We start from the raw sequence: 19,836 nt of genomic DNA on the forward strand, positions 1-19,836 counted from the left end.
ACAGCTTTGCGCGCTGTCGCATTAGATTAGATGCAGTGTCGAACCTTACGAATGTCGGCACGGTTTTGGCGATGGCCTAAGCGCGGAAAGCAGGGCGGCAGGCGGCACAAACCGCCGAAACCTCCGGCGGAAGTCCGTCACCCAAAATCATAGCCACCACGGCCCTGGCCGCATGGATACCCTACGCCGCCTGAACGATCTCGACCAGTTCAACGTCGAACACCAGATCCTTTCCGGCCAACGGATGATTGCCGTCGAGCTTGACGCTGGCGTCGTCGACGCCGACGACCGTCACCTGCATGGGGCGCCCTTCGGGGGTTCTGGCCTGCAGTCGAGTACCGATATCGATGTTGATGTTGTCCGGCACCCTCGCGCGGTCGACGGTCATGACCGCTTCGGGACGGTGGGGGCCATAGGCGGCATCGGCGGGAACGGTGACGGTGCTTTTCGCGCCGACCTCCATGCCCTCGACATGGGTCTCAAGGCCGGGGATCACTTGCCCTTCACCGAGCTTGAATTGCAGCGGTTCGCTGCCGGAAGAATCGAATTGAGTGCCGTCGGCTAGACGTCCAGTATAATTGATGCGCACGGTGTCGCCATTCTTGGCCTGTGTCATGGCAGTCATCCTTTGGGATTTTTGAGGGACCGGCCAGAGTTCACGGTCCCGTTTTCGATCATCCACGCACTAAGGTGCGCGGCGCGAAACTCTAAAACTAGGGGCTTGGCTGCCGATGTAAACCCAGAATGCCAATTCAGCCACCTGCGTAAAGACAAGTCGCGGAGGCCGACTGGGATCTGTTCGCCAAGGATCTGGGGCGCGCATTTTCGAGCATGTCGTGGCGACAGAGATTGCGAAGACTCTGATCGGCCACCCACCCCGCGGTTTTTGGCGTTTGCTGATGTTGAGCGACGTCAGCTTTCGCCCAAGCGCATCAACCTTCAACAGCCAAGCTCCCCTGCTCCGCCTCCCCCGCATTAGGATCCCCCGGCGCCGTCGCCGGTCACCTGGCTCGTGTTCCCTCCGCGCAAGCCATGGCGAGTCGCTATGGCATCGTGCACGGAAGACGCCACCGCCTTTACGGCAAGTTCGTGATCAATTGAATGACCCTCTGCCATTGCGGCCCTCATCCTGAAACGCAACTTGCCTTTAGGCAAAACCACGGCCGCAATTCTTTTGCAACTACAGCTTGAGATATGCTTGGTCATTGATGATCGAGGACGGGAGCTACTACACTACTTGATCCTGCAGGAAACTGATCGATCATGGAGTAAGGTCACTTCCGCCAGAGGCAGCTCTTCTGGGTGCTTTTAATATGCAACTTTGAACCGCGAAGGCCGCCCTCAGCCGGCTCCCAGATATGTTTCAGCAATGCCGATGCTAGTCGACGTCGCGTCGGTACGCTCCTAGCTGGCCCAAGCGTAGAAGACGGCGAACAGCAGAAGCCACACCGCATCGACAAAATGCCAGTACCAGGATGCCGCCGTCGTGATGAAGCCGCCGCCGCCGGCTGAGCGCGCGCGGATCACCCGATATGCGGCGATCGACAGCAACAAGATGCCGATAACGACGTGCAGGCCGTGGAAGCCAGTCGTAAGGAAGAAGATCGAGGGATAGACACCGTCGCGGAATCCCACCGAGGCGAGGCTGAATTCCCGAAGCTGAAGGCCGACGAACACGCCGCCGAGCGCGATCGCCACGGTAAGCCCGATAGCCGAAAGCTGCCATCGCTCTTTCAGAAGCCAGTCATGCGCCGCTGCGACGCAGACCCCCGACGCGAGGAGGATCACTGTGTTGAGAAGCGGGCCGCCCCAAGGGTCGTCGGGGCGCATCGGCGTAGGTGGCCATGAGTTGAACCCCGCGATCTCCGGATAGATCGCGTATCGTAGGTAGACGGCGAACAAGGCGGCGAAGAACGCTACCTCGGACGCGATTAAGGCGATGATCGCGATCCTCGGGCCAAAGGTGTTTTGCGGACCATTCGCACGCTCACCACTCGTCGCCCGCGACCACGCTGTCAGAGCGATGAACAATGGCAGAAGCCCCACCGCGATCACGAGCGGACCGAGTACCGCGATGCTGCCGGCCAGCGTGCCGAACAGCGACGGGTGGAAGAGCGCGAGACCGGCGCACGCTAGCAGGAACAGCGAGACAGCAATCGCGACAGGCCATCGGCCATCCGTGCCGCCGACCTCGGTGACAGTCTTGCTCACGCGCCTGCCTCCGCGCCCGCCGTGCCACGCGGACGCGCCATCTCGGGATCGTCATCCCATTCATGCGTGAAAGCCGGGCCCCACACATCGCGGGGGGCCGGCGCGCCACGCCGCAGCGAGACCGCAAGCATCACCAGGAACAGCAGCGTGGAGGCGAGCGCGAGCACAGCGCCGAGCGACGCAATCATATTCCAGCCCAAGAAACCGTCCGGATAATCCGCGATGCGCCGTGGCATTCCTGCCAGTCCGAGGAAATGCATCGGGAAAAACAGAAAGTTGGTACCGATGAAGAAGCACCAGAAATGCAACCGTCCAACCCACTCCGGGAACATGCGTCCGGTCATGCGCGGGAACCAGTAATAGAAGCCCGCGAAGATCGCATAGGTCGCGCCGAGGCTCAGCACATAGTGGAAATGCGCGACGACGTAGTAGGTGTTGTGCAGCACTTGATCCGCGCCGGCATTGGCAAGCACGATCCCCGTCGTGCCGCCGACCGTGAACATGATGATGAAGCCCAGCGCCCACAGCATCGGCACGGTGAGGCGGATCGACCCACCCCACATCGTGGCAATCCAGGCGAACACCTTGATGCCGGTTGGCACCGCTATTACCATCGAGGCCAGCGTGAAGAAGGCACGCGGCGCGAAGCCTACACCTACGGTGAACATATGGTGCGCCCAGACGATGAAACCCAGCGCCGCAATTGATGCCATCGCCAGCACCATGCCGGGATAACCGAAAATCTGGCGACCTGAGAACCGCGAGACGATCTGGCTGATGATGCCGAAGGCCGGCAGGATCATGATGTAGACCTCCGGATGGCCGAAGAACCAGAAGAGGTTCATGAACAGCATCGGGTCTCCGCCGCCGGCTGGATCGAAAAAGGCGCCGCCGAAATTGCGGTCGGCAAGCAGCATCGCCAGCGCGGCCGCCAGCACCGGCATGGCGAGAAGCAGCATGAGCGACGAAATCAGGATCGACCACACGAACAGCGGCATGCCGAACAGCGGCAAGCGATCCTCGCGCATGTTAAGGATGGTAGTGACGAAATTGATCGCGCTGATCACGGAAGAAATGCCGGCCAAGTGCAGCGCGAGGATCGTCATGTCGACCGACGGTCCGGGCTGGCCGTCTATTCCCGACAGCGGCGGATAGAGGCTCCAGCCGGTACCCGTTCCGTCGCCGACCAGCAGCGACCCGATCAGCATGATCAAGGACAGCGGCAGCAACCAGAAGCCGAGACTGTTCAGTCCCGGAAAGGCCATGTCGCGCGCACCGATCATCAGCGGGACGAACCAGTTGCCGAAGCCGCCGATCAACGCCGGCATCACCATGTAGAAGATCATGATTAGGCCATGCGCGGTGATCAGCGCGTTCCAGGACTGGCCGTTGACGACATAGTCCATGCCCGGCTGCGCCAGTTCGAGCCGCATGTAGCCCGAGATCGCGCCGCCCAGGGTCCCCGCCATGATCGCGAATCCGAGATAAAGCGTGCCGATCGCCTTATGGTCGGTGGTGAACAGCCAGGCCGCAATCGACCGGCACTCGGGCCTATGTTCGGTGGCGCTCATTTCGCCACCTGCGCTGATATAGCGGCGGCGCTGACGACCGGATATCGCGTTGCAGCGTCCCGCACCCAGGCGTCGAAATCAGGCTGCGCCATGGCCTCGATCGCGATCGGCATGAAGGAGTGATTCAGACCGCAGATCTGGTTGCACTGCCCGTAATAGACGCCCGGCTTCTCGACGCGTGTCCAGGTTTCGTTGAGGCGCCCGGGCATGGCGTAAATCTGTAGGCCCAGTGCCGGCATGAAGAAGGAGTGCACGACGTCCGACGATGTCACCTGTATGCGCACGACAGCGCCGACCGGGACAACCATCCGATTGTCGACCGCTAGCAGACGCGGTTCACCGGCCGGAACGGAGGCCGGCGGCAACATGATGGAATCGTATGCGAAGCCGCCATTGTCGGGATAGGAATAACGCCAGAACCACTGATGGCCGCTGGCCTTTATCGTCAACTGTGCGTCGGGAATATCGCTCTCATAGGCGAGCAGCTGGAGCGACGGCGCGGCGATCGCGCCCAGCACCAGCACCGGCGCGATAGTCCAGCCGAATTCCAGCCAGGGCATGCGCGTGACTTTTGACGCCGTGGGGTGCCGGCTCGCCCGGAAGCGCAAGAGCGCGAAACCGATCAGCATGGCGACGAGCGCGACGATGCAGACGCCGATCAGCAATATGTGGTCGTGCAGCGCAACGATCCGCTCCTTCGTCTCCGAGGCTGAGACGCCGAAACTTGTCTGCCAGTTCGCCGGCGCCTGCGCCAAGCCGTGCCGTGCGTCGAGCATCATTGCGGAGACAAAACCGAGGAAAACAGTGCCCCGCCCGCGCATGACATCTACGCCTTCAGCAGGGAGATGAGATGCGCGCCGAGGCGCGCACTGAGCGCCGCAATGGTGAGCGTGGGCGCATTCGCCGTGATGGACGGGAAGACGGACGAGCCAACGATGTAGAGGTTTGGATGGTCGTGGCTCTTCAGGTCCCTGTCGACGACCGAGGTGAGCGGGTCATCTCCCATGCGTGTCGTGCCGCCCATGATCGCGCTGTCAGCGATCGGGCCGAGCTGCTTGATCTGCGTGGCGCCGAGTGCAGCCATGAGCTTGTTCTGCACATCGCGCGCGACCGCCAGCCCGCGCGCCGTGTAGTCGTCAGACTTGAAGGCGATGTTCGGCCGCGGAATGCCGATCCCGTCCATCTGATTGCTCAGCGTCACGCGATTGTCCGGATTGGGAAGCATTTCGGCAGAGCTGCCAATGATCAGCTCCCGCGCGACGTGCGAACGGACTGCCGCCTTCAGCGCATCGCCGCGCAGGCCCTGTTTGATGAAGGTCGTCGCAGCCTGGAACGGACCGACCGCCCGCGCCCAGCCCTCGTTGGAAGGCGAGATGCCGATGGCCGCACGCTCGTTGCGGAAATCGCCGTCCCGAAGCTCGGCAATGCCACCGGTCGAGACCGGTCCGCGATAGGTGAACACGGGATCCCTGGTCAGTCCCTGAATGCCGACATCGATCTGCGACAGCAGATTGCGGCCGACCTGGTCGGAACTGTTCGCCACGCCCGTCGGCGCATTGTCTCCCGTCGAAAGCAGTAGCAGCTTTGGCGTCTCAATGGTATGCGCCGCGATGACCACAATTTTTCCGGTCGCGCTGCCCTCGCTGCGATCCGGGCGACGGTAACGCACTTCGGCAATGCGTTTGTCCGGACCGACGACTAGCTCGTGCACCACGGCCTGCGGCTCGACATGCGCGCTGGCGCGCTCCGCGATGGCGAGATGATGCGTCGCGTCGTACTTCGCCTGGATGGGGCAGATCGGCACGCAACTCGCATTGCCGCAGCATTGCGGGCGGCCATCCCGCCACACCGAATTGCGCGCCTGTGGAAATGGCAACACCGAGTAGCCGAGCGCCTTGGCAGCGATGCCGACCTGCTTGTCGGCATAGGTCATGGGGATCGGTGGCATCGGAAACGACTTTGAGCGCGGCGCGCCGAAATCGGCGGTGTCGTCGCCCGCGACGCCGATCTCTTCCTCGGCGGCCTGATACCACGGCTCCATGTCGCCATAGGCGATAGGCCAATCGACGCCGACGCCGAACTTCGAGCGCATCTTGAAATCGTTTGGCCGGAACCGCGCGGCGAGCCCGCCCCAGTGCCACGTGGTGCCGCCGACGATCCTCGCCTGCTGTCCCCTAAAGGTGTCCGGCCCAGCCTCGACATAGTAGGCGGAGAAGTCGGATTCTTCCGGCTGCGGCGCATAGGGCTGGTCGGGGTAAGGCGAGTTCTGGCCCTTCGCGGACGAGTACTGGAATCGTGTCACAGCGGTGCCGCGATCGACGCGCGGTCCCGCCTCGAGGAACAGCACGCTGAACCCTGCTTTCGCGATAGCCGCGCCGGCAAGCGCCGCGGCTACGCCTGAACCGACAAACACGACATCGGCGGACGCCGGCGCGGTCATTCGGAAAACCGTCCGGGCGGCGGTGCGTTCGCCCACGCGCCAAAATTCGTGTCGCATCGCGTCGGCGGCTTGGTGTAACCGCAGGCATGCCAGACGAACGCATCGAGATAGGTAAGGACGCGTTCTTCCGAGCCGTGCATGATGCTACCCGTATACCAGGCTTGGATGAGCGATTCCGACAGCGGTTTCAGCCCCGCCGACGCAATCGCGCTGTCCCATTCTGTCTCGGGCTGTTCCGTCACGATCGCATGCAGTTTTCCGAGATCGGCGGCGTCAGCGGAGAATGCCTGCAGGAACAATTCCGGCAGCGTGGCGTCGCTCGGCGACATGCCCGTCAGTATGCCTGTCAATTCGCGAAACGCGCCGGGCTCGATCGCGCTGCTCAAGGCGACCTGGCTACGGGCCGCGGCGGGCAATCCGAAGAATGCTGCGAGCGTCGAGACGGCAATGAGAAGCTCGCGTCGCCGCACTGTTGCCGACGCAGAATGATGCGCCGCCGGCTGACCTACCTGCTTGGGCAGACGCGCATCGTCACTGCCAGCCATCGGTACCCTCAAGGCGAGCCTCTGCTGAAACAACCAGGCCGCACGCTATCTGAAGCTACGGCTCAATCTGAGCTTGGTCAATCGACCCTTTCAAGCTCAGAACAGTCGAGCCAGAGAGCTCCACATTTGAGATCAAAAGCGCCGCTTGGGCCTGACCTTGCACGCGGCGACCTATCCATGCGGTGGTCGTCCTCAGGAGGGAATAACTAAGCCGTCGGCCGGAAATAGCCGATGTCGAGCTTGCCTTGCCACCAAACATGCGGTCCGTCAGGCCCCCTCCACAGCGTTAATCATCGCGCACGTTCCCCCTGATCAGCGCGAAAATCAGCGTGGAGCGATCTCTGCGACGAGATCGTTCGTCGTCTTGACCCCCGCCATGAAGCCGGCGGCATTGAATTCGTTCATGACGAAGAAAGCGCCGACGCCGCGTGTCGGTGCAATCGCAACATAGAGAAACATCCCTTGCAGGCCGCCGCTCTTCTGGAGGATGAGCGGGCTATGCTCGGTGGGGAGCATGATGACCCAGCCGAGACCCATGGCGTCCATCGGGCCGCCGTCATCCAGCCCCACCACCGACGCGAGCCCGTCCCGGTACAAAAAAGCCGCGTGGTTCAAAAGCCGCAACTCGGCATCGGCCGCAGAAGGCTTGTTCTCGACATGCCAGTTCATCCAGCGCAGCAGGTCGTCCGCGGTCGAGTACAATCCACCGGCGCACTCCATGGCTGTGCTCGTCGGCACGATGGGCATGGCACTGCCGTCGAAGTTATGGCCCTGCATCAGGCGCGGCTCGTCCTCCGGTCTTGCGTTGAAAACAGTGTCTTTCATGCCGAGAGGATCGAGGACACGCTCCCGAAGGAGCTCGGCATAAGGCTTTCCAGAGACATTCGCGAGCGCCGCTCCAAGGAGGTCGTATCCGAAGTTCGAATAGAGAACGGCCGTGCCCGGCGCGAACAGCAGCGGATTGTCCTTGAGGGCGGCAATCTGCGCCTCTTTGGTATTCGTAGAGAAGGGGTCGGAGGGGGGCGCCTCGGCCACTGGCACCTCCCGCGGAAGGCCGGAAGCTTGCGCGACGAGATCGATCAGGCGGAGGGCGCGGCCATCCTTCTCAGGGAGCGTGACGTCCCAGCCAAGGCGATCCTGCAGCCGGTCGGTGAGCTGTACCTTGCCGTCGATCGCCAGCGAGGAAAGCACACTGCCGCAGAACACCTTGCTCACGGATGCGATGCGGAACATTGTGTCGCCGTCGGGCACTTTTTCACTCCCGTCGGCAATCTTGCCGAAACCGGCCAAGGCCGTCTCGCCGTTGCGCACGGCGCCGAAGATCAGGCCAGGCACTTCGGTGGAGAGATACAGGATCGTACCGTTGAACTGCACCGCTTCCGTCAGCAGCTTGTCCTCGGCATGTCCATAAGAGGGAAGGGTGACGGCTGCGATTGCCGTCAAAGCGATGGCCATAAGTCGGCGCGATCGAGACAAACGCATTGCCGAAATCCTTTGATGAAGCTGCAGAATAAAATCTTCGGAAAAAGGGCCGCCGCATAGTATCTTACCATCTCTCCAGAAGCAGGAGATGTCAATAGAATGAACCGAAGGGGGTAATCGGCGGCGGTAGCGTAGTTTCGGCGGCTATTTGCGCTACAGTCCTGCCGTATTTCTTGTCCTTCGTCAGTTGATCGGGGCTGATCTCTTCATTGGCAAACCGACCCGCGGGTAATTTAGAAGATATGTGAAGCGCCGTCGGCAGGAGTGAGTGCTGTAGCGTCGAACAACTTACAATAGGCGGATCTGCGTCGCGCCAATCGTCGTCGTATGATGAAGACCGGGCAGAAGAGCTGTGGCGGGCCAAGGCCCTATCTGCGCAAAAAAGACTCGCCGCTGTACCTGCCGCTTGGCCATACATCGCCTTGATGCGTGGCATTTCTCTTGCGCGCTCGGCCGCCGCCTCACACTGCCAAACGCCCCTGCTCCGCGTCCTCCGCATTAGGATCCCCCGGCGCCGTCGCCCAGGCCAATTCGACGAGCGTCACGACCCGCCGGCCGAGACCGTCAAGCTGACAGACGATCAGCCCCTGCTCCTCGATATAGGTCAGCAGGCGCCGGGCGCGGCGCAGCGAGTGTGAGCCATAGGCGCGGGCGATCGCTGCGTCGCTCGGGCACGGCCAGCCCTCCTTCGCGGCGCGGGCGATCATCATGAACACGCCCTGCATATCCTCGGGCAGCAGCGCGGCGCGAGCCGAGACGTCCTGCCAGGCGTCATCGCCGGCCATGTCGGAGCCGAGGCCGGCGCGGGCGCGCGTCAGCATGCGGCGAAAGGCGGGCAGGTCCGGCACCACCGAGGCGAGGCCTTCTATCCGGCAGCGGACCACGAACTCCTGATAAAGCACGCCGATGACCCGGAAGCCCGCGTCGGGCTGCGCCAGAACGGCGCGCAGGACACGGTCGACGCGCTCACGCCGCTCCGCCAAATCCTCGGCGCTGATCGGCGGCTCCGACGGTTCGGGGCGGATTTCCAGCGCCGCGGACTTCGCCGCCATCAGCTGATCGAGAAGGTCCGGCGACGACCGGCGCTGCGGCCGGACAGTTTCCGGCGGCGGTGCTGCCAGGATGATGGCGCGTGCGTCCTCAAGGGCTGCTTCCGGCAGCGGCATCAGCCGCGGCGTGCCATTGCGCGGACTTGTGTCGGTCGGGCCGATGCGCAAGCCGAGCGGCCGTCGCGACAGCGCCGGGCCGAGCGCCATGAATTGCCCGCGCTCCAGGTCGCGAAAAGCCTCCGCCTGGCGCCGCTCCATGCCCAAAAGGTCGGCGGCGCGCGCCATGTCGATATCGAGAAAAGTCCGGCCCATGAGGAAATTGGAAGCCTCGGCGGCGACATTCTTGGCGAGCTTGGCCAGCCGCTGAGTGGCGATGATGCCGGCAAGCCCGCGTTTGCGGCCTCGGCACATCAGGTTCGTCATGGCGCCAAGCGAGAGCTTGCGCGCCTCGTCGGAAACCTCGCCGGCCACAGCCGGCGCGAACAGCTGCGCCTCGTCCACCACTACCAGCATCGGGTACCAGTGGTCGCGGGCGACCTCAAAAAGCCCGCCAAGGAAGGCGGCGGCGCGGCGCATCTGGTTCTCGGCGTCGAGCCCCTCGAGATTGAGCACCGTGGAGACGCGGTGGATGCGCGCCCGCTCGCCGGCGCTCTGCAGGCCGCGCTCGGTATGCTCCTCGGCATCGATCACCAAATGGCCGAACCGGTCGCCCAGCGAGACGAAGTCGCCTTCGGGGTCGATGATGGTCTGCTGCACCCAAGGGGCACTCTGCTCCAGCAGCCGGCGCAGCAGATGGGATTTGCCGGAGCCCGAATTGCCCTGCACCAAAAGTCGCGTCGCCAGCAGCTCCTCAAGATCCAGCGCCGCCGGGGCGCCTGCGGTCGTGTGGCCCATCTCGATCGCAACGGTCATGTCTCGACTCTCCTTAGGGAGAGGGCTTATCAACCGCATCACAGCCCGTCGAGCGCCGATGGCCGGCGGCTCGGTGTTGCGCACAGGTCGACGCTGCGCGCGGCGTCAGTTCGTTGAGGTAAGCATCACAGGCGCGAGGGGCTGCCGTCTGATCAGGATGATTGCCGAGAAAGCCAGTATGCCGAGCATGCCTGCTGCAGCGGTGAACCAGAGCGATGGCTGGACGCCCAAGCCTGCCATCGCCATGGCAAGGGCAAATGGCGCAAGTGCTGAAGAGAACTGACGCGCGGCCGTCACCCAGCCGAGCCGGGCGCCGTAGCGCTCCCGTCCGAACAGTTCCAGCGGCAGCGTGCCACCGACGATGCTGGCAAGGCCCGAGCCCAATCCAAACAGGATGACGAAGGCGATGGCGCCGGCCACCGATGGTGTCGTCGCCAGCAGGACGACAAGGCCGAGCGGCAACAATGTCGCGCCGATCACCGCGAGCCAGGTCTGCGCCAGCCGGCCGCCGAACAGCATGTTGATCAGCCGGCTTGCCACCTGGGACGGGCCGAAAAGCGTGGTGACGACAAGCCCGGCGGAGCCAAGCCCGAGCGCCGCCGTCAGCGGCACCATGTGAACGAGGATCGAGGACAGCACAAAACCCTCGATCGCGAAGCCGCCAAGCATGAGCAGAAACACTCTGCTGCGGTCGCGCGCGGTGAAGGCAACCGGCCCGCCCGCCGGCCCAATGGCCGCAGGTGTCGCCGAAGCGTTTTTGTTCACTCGACGCGACAGTCGTGCCAGCCAGGCATGGATGGGCAAGCAGATGGCGACGTTGATGCCGGCAAAGACCAGATAGACCTCGCGCCAGCTCAGGTATTCGTGAAGTGCGGCCGTCAGCGGCCAGAACAGGGTGGAGGCGAAGCCGGCGATCAGCGTCAGATGGGTGATGCTGCGCTGCGCCCTGGCGCCGCCGATCTGGACGATGGCGACGAAAGCGGCGCTGTAGAGCACGAAAGCGGACGCCAGTTCGATGACCATCAAGGCCAGCACGAAGCTCACCCGGCCGGGTGCTATCGCGCAAGCGACAAGCGCTGCTGCGGCCGCAAGCGAACCAAAGGTCATCACCCGGCCGGCGCCGAAACGATCGGCCCAGCGCCCGGCTGTCGGCGCAAACAGGCCACCCGCCAGCAGCGACGCCGACAGGGCGCCGAAAACCCATTGTTCCGGCCAGGCGAACTCGAGCGCGATCGACGGCACCAGGATACTAAAACTGTAATAGAGCGTGCCGTAGCCGATGATCTGCGTCAGCCCCAACGCCCAGAGTGCGGCAGCCGGGATTTTCCGGTCGCTCATGGAGCGGCGATCTCAAGATCGCCGCTGCGCACTGCTGCGATCGCTTGCGTGCTGCCACAGCCGTACCCAGACTTGCCGCTCGCCTTTGCCTTGGCATCGTCGACGCAACAGGCATCGACAGCAGCCGGCACGGGTCCGCCGCAGCAACCCTGGGACGACGCGCCTGAAAGTGACACCGGCACCGTGCAGACGCCGGTTTTGGGCAACACCAGCTGCACGGCATCGGCGGCAGCCATGTCGCCGGCGAGCGCCGCGGCGACCGAGCGGACCTGCTCATAGCCGGTCAGCAGCAGGAACGTCGGCGCCCGGCCATAGCTTTTGACGCCGACCGTGTAGAAATCGGGCTCGGGGTGGCTGAGCTCGCGATGGCCATGCGGCGGGACGTCGCCGCAGGAATGCTCATTGGGATCGATGAGCGGTCCCAGCGCCTTGACGCCTTCGAGCCACGGATCGAGGTCCAGCCGGAGCTCGCGGGTCAAGACGAGATCGGGGCGCTGCCCCGTCGCGGCGATGATCCGGTCGACGGGTCCGAGCGTGCGCAACCCATCCTTTGTCCGGCCTTCGACAGCGAGACGGCCGTCGACCTCACGGATGGCAACAATGGCAAAGCCGGTCACCAGCCGCACGCGGCCGCTCTCAGCGAGTTGCCGTACATCGGAGCCAAGTTCGCCGCGCGCCGGCAGGGCGTCGGCATCGCCGCCGCCGTAGATGCGGACAAGGTCGGTGCTGCGCGTCACCCATAGTGCCGAGGTGCCCGGCCCGGTTTGCGCAAGCCTGTCCAGTTCCAGCAAGGCATTGGCAGCGGAATGGCCGGCGCCGACCACCAATGTCGTGCGACCTGCATAGAGATGACGGTCGCGGCCGAGAACATTTGGGATGCCGTAGGCGATGCGGTCGCCAAATTCCGTCTCACCTTCGGCCGGCAAGCCACCCGCACCGAGCGGGTTCGGCGTCTGCCAGGTGCCGGATGCATCGATCACGGCACGGGCGCTGTCCCGGCGCGTGCCTTCCGCCGTTTCGACCACAAGCATGAACGGCCGCGTCTCCCGCGACTTGCTCAGAACCTTGTCGGCTCCCCAGCGGGAAATGGCGACAACACGGGCACTGGTCTCGATCGACGGCGCCAGTTCGGAAAGCTTTGCCAGCGGCGCGAGGTACTGGTCGACAATTTCATCGGCGGTGGGGAACGCCTCCGGCTCCGGCATTTGCCAGCCGTGGCTCTCGAGAAGTTTTCGGGCGACCGCATCGACGCAATAGCGCCATGGCGTGAAAACCCGCACATGGCCCCAATCCCGAAGGTTCGAGCCGACAGAAGAACCAGCCTCGTAAACCCTAACCGGAAGGCCACGGCTGACCAGTTGGGCGGCCGCCGCCAGGCCAACAGGTCCGCCGCCAATGATAGCGATCGGGAGATCGATTTCAGAAACCATGACACACCTTCTATGTTTCTAGGATTATAGAAATACCAGTCAAAAAAGAGTTATGCAGCCGCCTCGCCGACAGCCGGGCCGCATGCGGCATCGGCACAACATTCATCGGCAAGAAAGCCAAGGAGATCGTTCATCACAGGGTAATTGGCACGGCAAATCAGCGTCGTTGCCTGGCGTTCCTGGGTGACCAGGCCGGTCAGGATGAGCCGGTGGAGATGATGCGACAGCGTCGACGCAGCGATGCCGAGGGCTTCCTGGAGATAACCGACCGGTCTCCCGGTTTCGCCTGCCCGCACCAGCGTGCGATAAAGATTGAGCCGCGTCGGGTTGCCGAGCGCCTCGAGCTGTTTGGCTGCTTGTTCGAGTTTCATAGAAATAAGCTAGCGCCGAAACAGCGCCGCGTCAATACTATTTCGAAAATTATCGAATTAGCAGACGCCTCAAATCGACCGCTGGTTGACCCGCTTGGCGACCGCTTCGGCGCTTTCGACGCGCTCGGAATAACGGTCCGTGAGATAGGCGGACCGATCACGCAAGACCAGCGTGAACTTCATCAGCTCCTCCATCACGTCGACGATCCTGTTATAGTACGACGACGGCTTCATGCGGCCGGCCTCGTCGAACTCGTTGAAAGCCTTGGCTACCGACGACTGGTTGGGGATGGTGACCATCCGCATCCAGCGGCCGAGGATACGAAGCTGGTTGACGGCGTTGAAACTCTGCGAGCCGCCAGACACCTGCATCACCGCGAGCGTGCGGCCCTGCGTCGTCCTGACGCCGCCGGCCGAGAGCGGCAGCCAGTCGATCTGCGCCTTCATCACTCCGGTCATCGAGCCATGCCGCTCCGGCGAGCACCAGACCTGCGCTTCCGACCAGATCGACAGGTCTCGCAGCTCCTGGACTTTGGCGTGGTCGGCCGAGGTCGAATCCGGCAGCGGCAGGCCGGCGGGATTGTAGATGCGCACCTCGGCGCCCAGGCGGCGCAAAATGCGAGCCGCCTCCTCCGTCGCGAGCCGGGAATAGGACCGCTCGCGCAGCAAGCCGTAGAGCATCAGCACGCGAGGTTTTTGGATCGACCGCGGCACGTCGAGCAGCGCCTGCAGGTCGATCGGCCGGAACAGGTCTTCGTCGACGTTCGGCAATGAGTCTTCAGGCACCAGGTCAGGCAACTCGCTTGCCCTGCGCGTCGATGACGATTTCGCCGTCTTCCTTGGTGAACGGCCCGATCTCAGGACTGGGCAGGATGTCGAGAACCGCTTCGGACGGCCGAGCAAGCATGGTGCCAAGGGGCGTCACCACGATCGGCCGGTTGATCAGGATCGGATGCGCCAGCATGAAATCGACGATCTCGTCGTCGGTCCATTTGGGGTCGCCGAGATTGAGCTCGGCGTACGGCGTGCCCTTCTCGCGCAGCAATTGGCGCGGCGTCATCCCCATCGCCTTGATCAGCTCGACCAGCCGCTCGCGCGACGGCGGGTTTTTCAGATATTCGATCACATCAGGCTCTTCGCCGGACTGCCGAATGATCGCCAACGTGTTGCGCGAGGTGCCGCAGTCGGGGTTGTGGTAGATGGTGATGGTCATTTCGCGGCTCTCATCTGTCTGATTCGCTTGGGCTCAGCGAGCAGCCATCCTGCCAAGGCCATGGCAAGCAGCGCGCCCAGCAGCTCGGCGACGATGAACGCCGGCAGGTCGATCGGCCGGATGCCCGCGAAGGTGTTGGAAACCGCCCGCGCGATGGCGACTGCCGGATTGGCAAACGAGGTCGAGGCCGTGAACCAATAGGCCGCGGTGATGTAGAGGCCGACCAGCCAGGGGATGGCATCCGAACGGAAGCGAAAGCCGGCCAGAATGGTGAAGACCAGCCCGAAAGCGGCCACCAACTCCGCAATCCATTGTCCGTTTCCGGTCCGCACGGTTTGCGAGATCTGCAGAATCGGCAGCTCGAACATGGCATGCGCCAGCAGCGTTCCGGCGACGCCGCCGACAATCTGGGCGACGACATAGGCCAGTGCAGCGTTGGCTTCGATTTCGCGCCGCAGCGCAAAAACCAGCGTCACCGCCGGATTGAAATGCGCCCCGGAAATCGGTCCGAGTATGGTGATCAGCACCACCAAAATCGCTCCAGTCGGCAGCGTGTTGCCGAGCAAGGAGAGACCCAAATCATCCGTCAGCCTGTCGGCCATGATCCCGGACCCGACGACCGTCGCGACGAGCATTGCCGTGCCGAGCGCTTCCGCGACGATGCGACGGGACAGGTCAGCCACCATGATGTCAGCCGGCCTTCGGCAGATCGCGGCCGATTTCATCGAGCCGTTTCTGCAGGGCGAGCTTGTCGATGGTGTTCATCGGCAGGCTGACGAAGATCGAGATCCGGTTGTTGAGCATGCGATAGGCTTCGGCAAAGGCCAGATGCTTTTCGGCGTCGGTGCCGTTCACGGCGGCCGGGTCGGGCACGCCCCAATGCGCGGTCATCGGCTGTCCCGGCCAGACCGGGCAGGCTTCATTGGCCGCGTTGTCGCAGACGGTGAAAACGGAATTCATCTCGGGGGCGCCAGGAGCCGCGAATTCCTGCCAGTCTTTCGAGCGGGCGAAGGACGTGTCGTGGTTGAGGGTTTTCAACAGCTGGAGCGCGTAGGGATGGACCTCTCCCTTCGGGTGCGATCCGGCCGAATAGGCCCTGAACCTGCCGGCGCCGAAACGGTTGAGGATCGCTTCGGCGAGGATCGACCGTGCCGAATTGCCGGTGCACAGGAAAAGCACGTTGTATGGGTCATTCATGGGGTGGTCCTCCCTTCTAGCAGTTGCAAGTCACGGCCTGAATGACCGGCTGGCAGAGCTCCGGCGCGCCGTTACAGCAATCCTCCATGAGATAGGCAAGCAGATCGCGAAAGCCGGTCATGTCGGCAACGTAGCGGATCGTCCGGCCGTCGCGCTCGGCGCGGACCAGGCCGGCATGGTCAAGGACCTTCAGATGCGCCGACATGGTGTTCTGCACCGCACCGAGGCGCGCGGCGATCTCGCCGGCTGGCACACCGTCCGCGCCCGCCCGCACCAGCAGGCGAAACACTTCGAGCCTGGTGTCCTGACCAAGCGCTGCCAATGCGAGAAGAGCGGCGTTCTTATCCATATATCCTAAAATCCGGAACTATCGATGTATATGGCCGGTATGTGACAGACAGATGACATAGGCAAGAGGCCGGCCACTTCTGAGCCGCTGCATTCTTCGGCTGATATCACGGAATGGATCCCAGGGTCTGCGCCGCGTCGCTTCGCTCCTTGCTCCGCCCTGGGATGACGAAGTGGAGGATGATTCGGCTAATCCTAGAGGTTGGCGGTTTGCCACTGGACCGAATTGTCGACGTTCGCTGCCGGCCCAGACCTGTCAAAATCACTGTGCCGAGGAACTTAGTTGCGCAGGGCGAACGAGAATGGCGCGGTGCGGGTTATGCGGGAGCCGAGTTCCGGCGGCGGCTCCGGCACCGACGCGCCCTGTAATGCGCTGAGCGCCGCGCTATCGAGGTCTGGATCGCCAGAGGAACGAGCCAGCCGGGCGGACAGGACCCGGCCGGATCCGTCGATCGTGAAGGTCACGCTCGGACTGCCTTCAGCGCGCCGGGCCTTCGCCGCCCTTGGATAGTTTGTGTGCCGTCTTATCCATGCACGCAACCGCGAATTCCACCTGTCCGGACTCACGCCGGATCTCGCAGCCGCTGCTTTGGTCGATTTCGGGGCGGCCGCCCTGGCTGCGGATGTCGCAGCGACACTGGCCGTCGTCCGCGGCGGTGCGGCCTTTTCCTTTTTCGGACGCTTTTTGGCTTCTTTGACAGGCTTCTTCGCCTTGACCTCAGCCGGCTCCTTTACCTCAGTCTTTGCCTGTTTCTTTGGCTTGGCCTCGACGGGTTTGTCGACCGGTTTCGGCTGCGGCAGCGGAACGACCACTTCCGGCGTGACGGCTTCGGCAATTTCGGGCACGACCTCCTCGAGCGGCGGCTGGTCGACCCGTTCGGCCACTGTCGGCGGGGTCGGCTCGACCGTGTCGGCCGGAGCGGCCTCCGATGGCTCGGTGACCGGCTCGGCCTGCTCGACGGGTGGTTCGGGCGGAGGCTCCGTTTCGGTTATCTCGGGCTCCTCGGCCGGGCCCGGCTGATCGGGCGCTATCTCATCCGATATCGGCGCCGGCTCGGCCGGCGTGAGCGCCATTGGCGACAGCTCGATCACCTGCGCCTGCGGCGGCCCGCCATCGGGCTCGGCCGGGCGCCAGCTCTGCATCGCATAGCCGACCGCGGCATGCGCCATCAGGACCAGCGCAGCCGCGCCCGCCCACCAGGCGATCTCGCGCGCGCCGAAACGCCGCTGATCGGCCATCGGCAGGGCGGCCGCCGGCGACATTATTGGCCGGTTCCGACTTGCGGCGCCGCGGCATCGCCGGGCGCTGTCTCGAGGCCAACCAGCGCGATCTTCAGATAGCCGGCGCCGCGCAAAAGGTTCATCACCTCCATCAGCTCGCCGTAGCCGACCGCCTTGTCGGCGCGCAGGAAGATGCGCGTCTGCCTGTCGCCTTTTGTCCTGCCGACCAGCGCGGCGGCGAAGGCTGCGCGCGGCACGCTGTCGTTGCCGATCGCCAGGCTGAGATCGTTCTTCAGCGTCAGGAACAGCGGCGTCTCCGGTCGAGGCGCAGGCGTTGCGGTCGAGCCCGGCAGGTCGACATTGACATCCACGGTCGCCAGCGGCGCCGCGACCATGAAGATGATCAGCAGAACCAGGATCACGTCGATGAACGGCGTGACGTTGATCTCGTGATTTTCCTCGAGATCGCCGTCGATGTTCTCTCGAATTCTAGCCGCCATGGCGTCGCTCCGTGTTCATTCCGCGGCCATCTGCTTTGCCGGCGCGACCGTGCGGAAATCCAGATCCCGGCTGACCAGCCGCTCGACCCCTGCCGACGCATCGGCAAGGATCTGCCTGTAGCCGGCTATCGATCGCGCGAAGACGTTGTAGATGATCACCGCCGGGATCGCCGCGACAAGGCCCATCGCCGTGGCCAGCAAGGCTTCCGCAATGCCCGGGGCAACGACGGCGAGGTTGGTGGTCTGCGCCTGCGAGATGCCGATGAAGGCGTTCATGATGCCCCAGACGGTGCCGAACAGGCCGACGAAGGGCGCGGTCGAGCCGATTGTCGCCAGCACGCCGGTGCCGCGCGACATGCGCCGCGCCGCCGCCGCCTCGATGCGCGACAGGCGCGAGGTGACCCGTTCCTTCAGCCCGTCGCCGGACACATGGTCGAGCGAGCCGGCCGAAAGCGCGGTCTCTTCCTCGGCTGCCCGCACCAGCAGGGCGCCAGGACCGTTATTATGGCCAAGCGCGCGCCCGGCCCGGTTCAACGTCGCGGCATTGCCGATCGCTTGTGCCGCGCGGCGGGCGCGCAGCTTGCCGCCTAGGATCTCCAGCGATTTGGCCAGCCATATCGTCCAGGTGACGAAGGACGCAAAAGCCAACCCGATCATCACCGCTTTCACGACGATGTCGGCCGCCATGAACATGCCCCATGGCGACAGGTCACGCGGCAGGGTCAGGGACGTTGCCGTCGAAGGGCCAGTCTCGGTAGGCGTTGTCTCGATAGGTGTTGTCACGCCGGGCTGCGTCGCCGGTGGCGCGGCGGCGTCTGGCGCAGCCTGCCCAGGCACTGGAGCCGGCGCCTCGATCGCCGGGGCCGCGCCCGGTTGCTCCTGGGCGGCTGCCTCCGGTTGCTCCTGGGCGGCTGCGCCGCCGGCCGACAGGATGGCGGATGCGAGCAACGCCGCGAACAAACCATGTCTGGACAAGGGCTTCTTCCTTATTCTCACGGTGGCCTCATTGCACATAGCCGATGGGCTGGCCGGTGACGGGGTGCGCAAACACGCCCATCTCGACACCGAAAATTCCTTTGAGCACGTCGCCCTGCATGATCTGGTCCGGCGTGCCGCGCGTCAGCAGCCTGCCGTCCTTCAGCGCGATCAATTCGTCGCAGTAGCGCGCCGCCATGTTGGGATCGTGCAGCACGACGACGACGCACAGGTCGCGCTTGCGGCTGAGGTCCCTGACCAGCCCCAGCACCTCGACCTGATGGGCGATGTCGAGCGCCGAGATCGGCTCGTCGAGCAGCATGACGCCGGCATTCTGCGCCACCAGCATGGCCAGCCATGCGCGCTGGCGCTCGCCGCCGGATAATTCGTCGACCAGCCGGTCGGTGAAGTCAGCCATATCGGTCAGGACAAGCGCCTCCTCGACATGGCGCCTGTCCTCATGCCCGAAACGACCGAGCGCGCCATGCCAGGGATAGCGGCCGAGCGTCGCCAGTTCGCGCACCGTCAGGCCGGTCGCCGCCGGCGTCGTCTGCGGCAGATAGGCGAGCGCGCGCGCCAGTTCGCGCGCGCCCCACTGCACCAGCGGCCGCTGCGCGAAGGTTATGCCGCCCGAGCTTGCCGGCTGCTGGCGCGCCAGGAGCTTGATCAGCGTCGACTTGCCCGAGCCGTTGTGCCCGATCAGCCCATAGACGCGCGAGCGTTGCAACTCGAGTGTAACCGGACCGAGCAGCGTCCGCTCGCCGACGGCGAACCGCACCGCTTCGACATGGAAGGCAGTCTGGGCATGAATTCCTGCCACGGTCTCGGCCTCACTCCAGCTTTGCGCGCATTTCCAAATCCGGTTTTCGGCAATCCGGTTTGCGGGCGCCCATGTCCGGTGACTATGAAACATGAGTTTACTAGTCAACAATGAAGATGACTTTTGAGTCAACAAAATGTCGTGACGCGCCGGATTTGCGTCGAAACACGAAATGTGGAGCGCGCCGAGATGGTCGTTGGTTCAGGTCGCGGA

The 19,836-nt window shown here is 63.9% G+C and carries 20 protein-coding genes; all 20 read right to left on the bottom strand.

Annotated features, from left to right (window positions below; genetic code table 11):
- Positions 1-181: 181 nt before the first annotated feature.
- The 20 genes from AC0L2M_RS27630 to AC0L2M_RS27725 all read right to left on the bottom strand — a co-directional run bounded on the left by AC0L2M_RS27630 (position 182) and on the right by AC0L2M_RS27725 (position 19,623).
- Positions 182-616: an FKBP-type peptidyl-prolyl cis-trans isomerase gene (locus AC0L2M_RS27630; protein WP_128168627.1), complete on the bottom strand. Its 435-nt coding sequence runs from the start codon at positions 614-616 to the stop codon at positions 182-184.
- Positions 617-1,404: 788 nt separating this feature from the next.
- On the bottom strand, positions 1,405-2,211 hold the full coding sequence (locus AC0L2M_RS27635) for a cytochrome c oxidase subunit 3 (protein ID WP_473536414.1): 807 nt from the start codon (positions 2,209-2,211) through the stop codon (positions 1,405-1,407).
- A complete protein-coding gene (locus AC0L2M_RS27640; RefSeq protein WP_473536415.1) occupies positions 2,208-3,782 on the bottom strand; it encodes a cytochrome c oxidase subunit I in 1,575 nt (524 codons plus the stop codon). The genes AC0L2M_RS27635 and AC0L2M_RS27640 overlap by 4 nt, the downstream gene beginning before the upstream one ends.
- Positions 3,779-4,603: a cytochrome c oxidase subunit II gene (gene coxB, locus AC0L2M_RS27645; protein ID WP_473536416.1), complete on the bottom strand. Its 825-nt coding sequence runs from the start codon at positions 4,601-4,603 to the stop codon at positions 3,779-3,781. Before coxB ends, AC0L2M_RS27640 begins: the two co-directional genes overlap by 4 nt.
- Before the next feature lie 5 nt (positions 4,604-4,608).
- Positions 4,609-6,222, bottom strand: a complete 1,614-nt coding sequence (locus AC0L2M_RS27650) for a GMC family oxidoreductase (protein ID WP_128173634.1) — start codon at positions 6,220-6,222, stop codon at positions 4,609-4,611.
- Positions 6,219-6,767: a sugar dehydrogenase complex small subunit gene (locus AC0L2M_RS27655; RefSeq protein ID WP_128173635.1), complete on the bottom strand. Its 549-nt coding sequence runs from the start codon at positions 6,765-6,767 to the stop codon at positions 6,219-6,221. The genes AC0L2M_RS27650 and AC0L2M_RS27655 overlap by 4 nt, the downstream gene beginning before the upstream one ends.
- A gap of 324 nt (positions 6,768-7,091) precedes the next feature.
- The gene (ampH, locus tag AC0L2M_RS27660; RefSeq protein ID WP_473536417.1) at positions 7,092-8,249 is read right to left on the bottom strand and encodes a D-alanyl-D-alanine-carboxypeptidase/endopeptidase AmpH; all 1,158 of its coding nucleotides are present in this window, start codon (positions 8,247-8,249) and stop codon (positions 7,092-7,094) included.
- 461 nt (positions 8,250-8,710) lie between these two features.
- Entirely contained in the window at positions 8,711-10,210 is a 1,500-nt protein-coding gene (locus AC0L2M_RS27665; protein ID WP_473536418.1) for a helicase HerA domain-containing protein, read from the bottom strand.
- Between the two features lie 105 nt (positions 10,211-10,315).
- Positions 10,316-11,548 carry an arsenite efflux MFS transporter ArsK gene (arsK, locus tag AC0L2M_RS27670; RefSeq protein ID WP_473536419.1) on the bottom strand — a complete coding sequence of 411 codons (1,233 nt, stop codon included), beginning with the start codon at positions 11,546-11,548 and terminating at the stop codon, positions 10,316-10,318.
- Complete coding sequence (locus AC0L2M_RS27675; protein WP_473536420.1) at positions 11,545-12,978, bottom strand: NAD(P)-binding domain-containing protein; 1,434 nt, start codon at positions 12,976-12,978, stop codon at positions 11,545-11,547. The genes arsK and AC0L2M_RS27675 overlap by 4 nt, the downstream gene beginning before the upstream one ends.
- A gap of 50 nt (positions 12,979-13,028) precedes the next feature.
- Positions 13,029-13,349, bottom strand: coding sequence for an ArsR/SmtB family transcription factor (locus AC0L2M_RS27680; protein WP_023800502.1), 321 nt, complete (start codon positions 13,347-13,349; stop codon positions 13,029-13,031).
- Between the two features lie 69 nt (positions 13,350-13,418).
- Positions 13,419-14,135 carry an arsenical resistance protein ArsH gene (gene arsH / locus AC0L2M_RS27685; protein ID WP_473536421.1) on the bottom strand — a complete coding sequence of 239 codons (717 nt, stop codon included), beginning with the start codon at positions 14,133-14,135 and terminating at the stop codon, positions 13,419-13,421.
- Between the two features lie 4 nt (positions 14,136-14,139).
- A complete protein-coding gene (gene arsC, locus AC0L2M_RS27690) occupies positions 14,140-14,562 on the bottom strand; it encodes an arsenate reductase (glutaredoxin) (RefSeq protein ID WP_473536422.1) in 423 nt (140 codons plus the stop codon).
- Positions 14,559-15,248, bottom strand: coding sequence for an aquaporin (locus AC0L2M_RS27695; protein WP_473536455.1), 690 nt, complete (start codon positions 15,246-15,248; stop codon positions 14,559-14,561). The genes arsC and AC0L2M_RS27695 overlap by 4 nt, the downstream gene beginning before the upstream one ends.
- A gap of 4 nt (positions 15,249-15,252) precedes the next feature.
- Positions 15,253-15,759 carry an arsenate reductase ArsC gene (locus tag AC0L2M_RS27700; protein ID WP_473536423.1) on the bottom strand — a complete coding sequence of 169 codons (507 nt, stop codon included), beginning with the start codon at positions 15,757-15,759 and terminating at the stop codon, positions 15,253-15,255.
- A 16-nt stretch (positions 15,760-15,775) separates the two neighbouring features.
- Complete coding sequence (locus AC0L2M_RS27705; protein ID WP_023800507.1) at positions 15,776-16,108, bottom strand: ArsR/SmtB family transcription factor; 333 nt, start codon at positions 16,106-16,108, stop codon at positions 15,776-15,778.
- 278 nt (positions 16,109-16,386) lie between these two features.
- Positions 16,387-17,370 (bottom strand): TonB family protein, encoded by a 984-nt coding sequence (locus AC0L2M_RS27710; RefSeq protein ID WP_023800508.1) that lies wholly within the window; start codon positions 17,368-17,370, stop codon positions 16,387-16,389.
- Positions 17,370-17,828 (bottom strand): TonB system transport protein ExbD, encoded by a 459-nt coding sequence (gene exbD, locus AC0L2M_RS27715; RefSeq protein ID WP_023800509.1) that lies wholly within the window; start codon positions 17,826-17,828, stop codon positions 17,370-17,372. The genes AC0L2M_RS27710 and exbD overlap by 1 nt, the downstream gene beginning before the upstream one ends.
- 15 nt (positions 17,829-17,843) lie before the next feature.
- Positions 17,844-18,803 carry a tonB-system energizer ExbB gene (gene exbB, locus AC0L2M_RS27720; protein WP_473536424.1) on the bottom strand — a complete coding sequence of 320 codons (960 nt, stop codon included), beginning with the start codon at positions 18,801-18,803 and terminating at the stop codon, positions 17,844-17,846.
- 28 nt (positions 18,804-18,831) lie between these two features.
- Positions 18,832-19,623: an ATP-binding cassette domain-containing protein gene (locus AC0L2M_RS27725; RefSeq protein ID WP_128173647.1), complete on the bottom strand. Its 792-nt coding sequence runs from the start codon at positions 19,621-19,623 to the stop codon at positions 18,832-18,834.
- Positions 19,624-19,836 lie beyond the last annotated feature (213 nt).

The sequence above is a fragment of the Mesorhizobium sp. WSM4806 genome (assembly GCF_055811635.1).

Bases quoted from the DNA above. Each gene is read 5' to 3' on its own strand.
- AC0L2M_RS27705 (WP_023800507.1), bottom strand. From the start codon at position 16,108: ATGGATAAGAACGCCGCTCTTCTCGCATTGGCAGCGCTTGGTCAGGAC.
- AC0L2M_RS27710 (WP_023800508.1), bottom strand. From the start codon at position 17,370: ATGTCGCCGGCGGCCGCCCTGCCGATGGCCGATCAGCGGCGTTTCGGC.
- AC0L2M_RS27675 (WP_473536420.1), bottom strand. From the start codon at position 12,978: ATGGTTTCTGAAATCGATCTCCCGATCGCTATCATTGGCGGCGGACCT.
- AC0L2M_RS27655 (WP_128173635.1), bottom strand. From the start codon at position 6,767: ATGGCTGGCAGTGACGATGCGCGTCTGCCCAAGCAGGTAGGTCAGCCG.
- arsK (WP_473536419.1), bottom strand. From the start codon at position 11,548: ATGAGCGACCGGAAAATCCCGGCTGCCGCACTCTGGGCGTTGGGGCTG.
- AC0L2M_RS27650 (WP_128173634.1), bottom strand. From the start codon at position 6,222: ATGACCGCGCCGGCGTCCGCCGATGTCGTGTTTGTCGGTTCAGGCGTA.
- AC0L2M_RS27665 (WP_473536418.1), bottom strand. From the start codon at position 10,210: ATGACCGTTGCGATCGAGATGGGCCACACGACCGCAGGCGCCCCGGCG.
- exbD (WP_023800509.1), bottom strand. From the start codon at position 17,828: ATGGCGGCTAGAATTCGAGAGAACATCGACGGCGATCTCGAGGAAAAT.
- ampH (WP_473536417.1), bottom strand. From the start codon at position 8,249: ATGCGTTTGTCTCGATCGCGCCGACTTATGGCCATCGCTTTGACGGCA.
- AC0L2M_RS27700 (WP_473536423.1), bottom strand. From the start codon at position 15,759: ATGAATGACCCATACAACGTGCTTTTCCTGTGCACCGGCAATTCGGCA.
- AC0L2M_RS27680 (WP_023800502.1), bottom strand. From the start codon at position 13,349: ATGAAACTCGAACAAGCAGCCAAACAGCTCGAGGCGCTCGGCAACCCG.
- coxB (WP_473536416.1), bottom strand. From the start codon at position 4,603: ATGCGCGGGCGGGGCACTGTTTTCCTCGGTTTTGTCTCCGCAATGATG.
- AC0L2M_RS27630 (WP_128168627.1), bottom strand. From the start codon at position 616: ATGACACAGGCCAAGAATGGCGACACCGTGCGCATCAATTATACTGGA.
- arsC (WP_473536422.1), bottom strand. From the start codon at position 14,562: ATGACCATCACCATCTACCACAACCCCGACTGCGGCACCTCGCGCAAC.
- AC0L2M_RS27695 (WP_473536455.1), bottom strand. From the start codon at position 15,248: ATGGTGGCTGACCTGTCCCGTCGCATCGTCGCGGAAGCGCTCGGCACG.
- AC0L2M_RS27640 (WP_473536415.1), bottom strand. From the start codon at position 3,782: ATGAGCGCCACCGAACATAGGCCCGAGTGCCGGTCGATTGCGGCCTGG.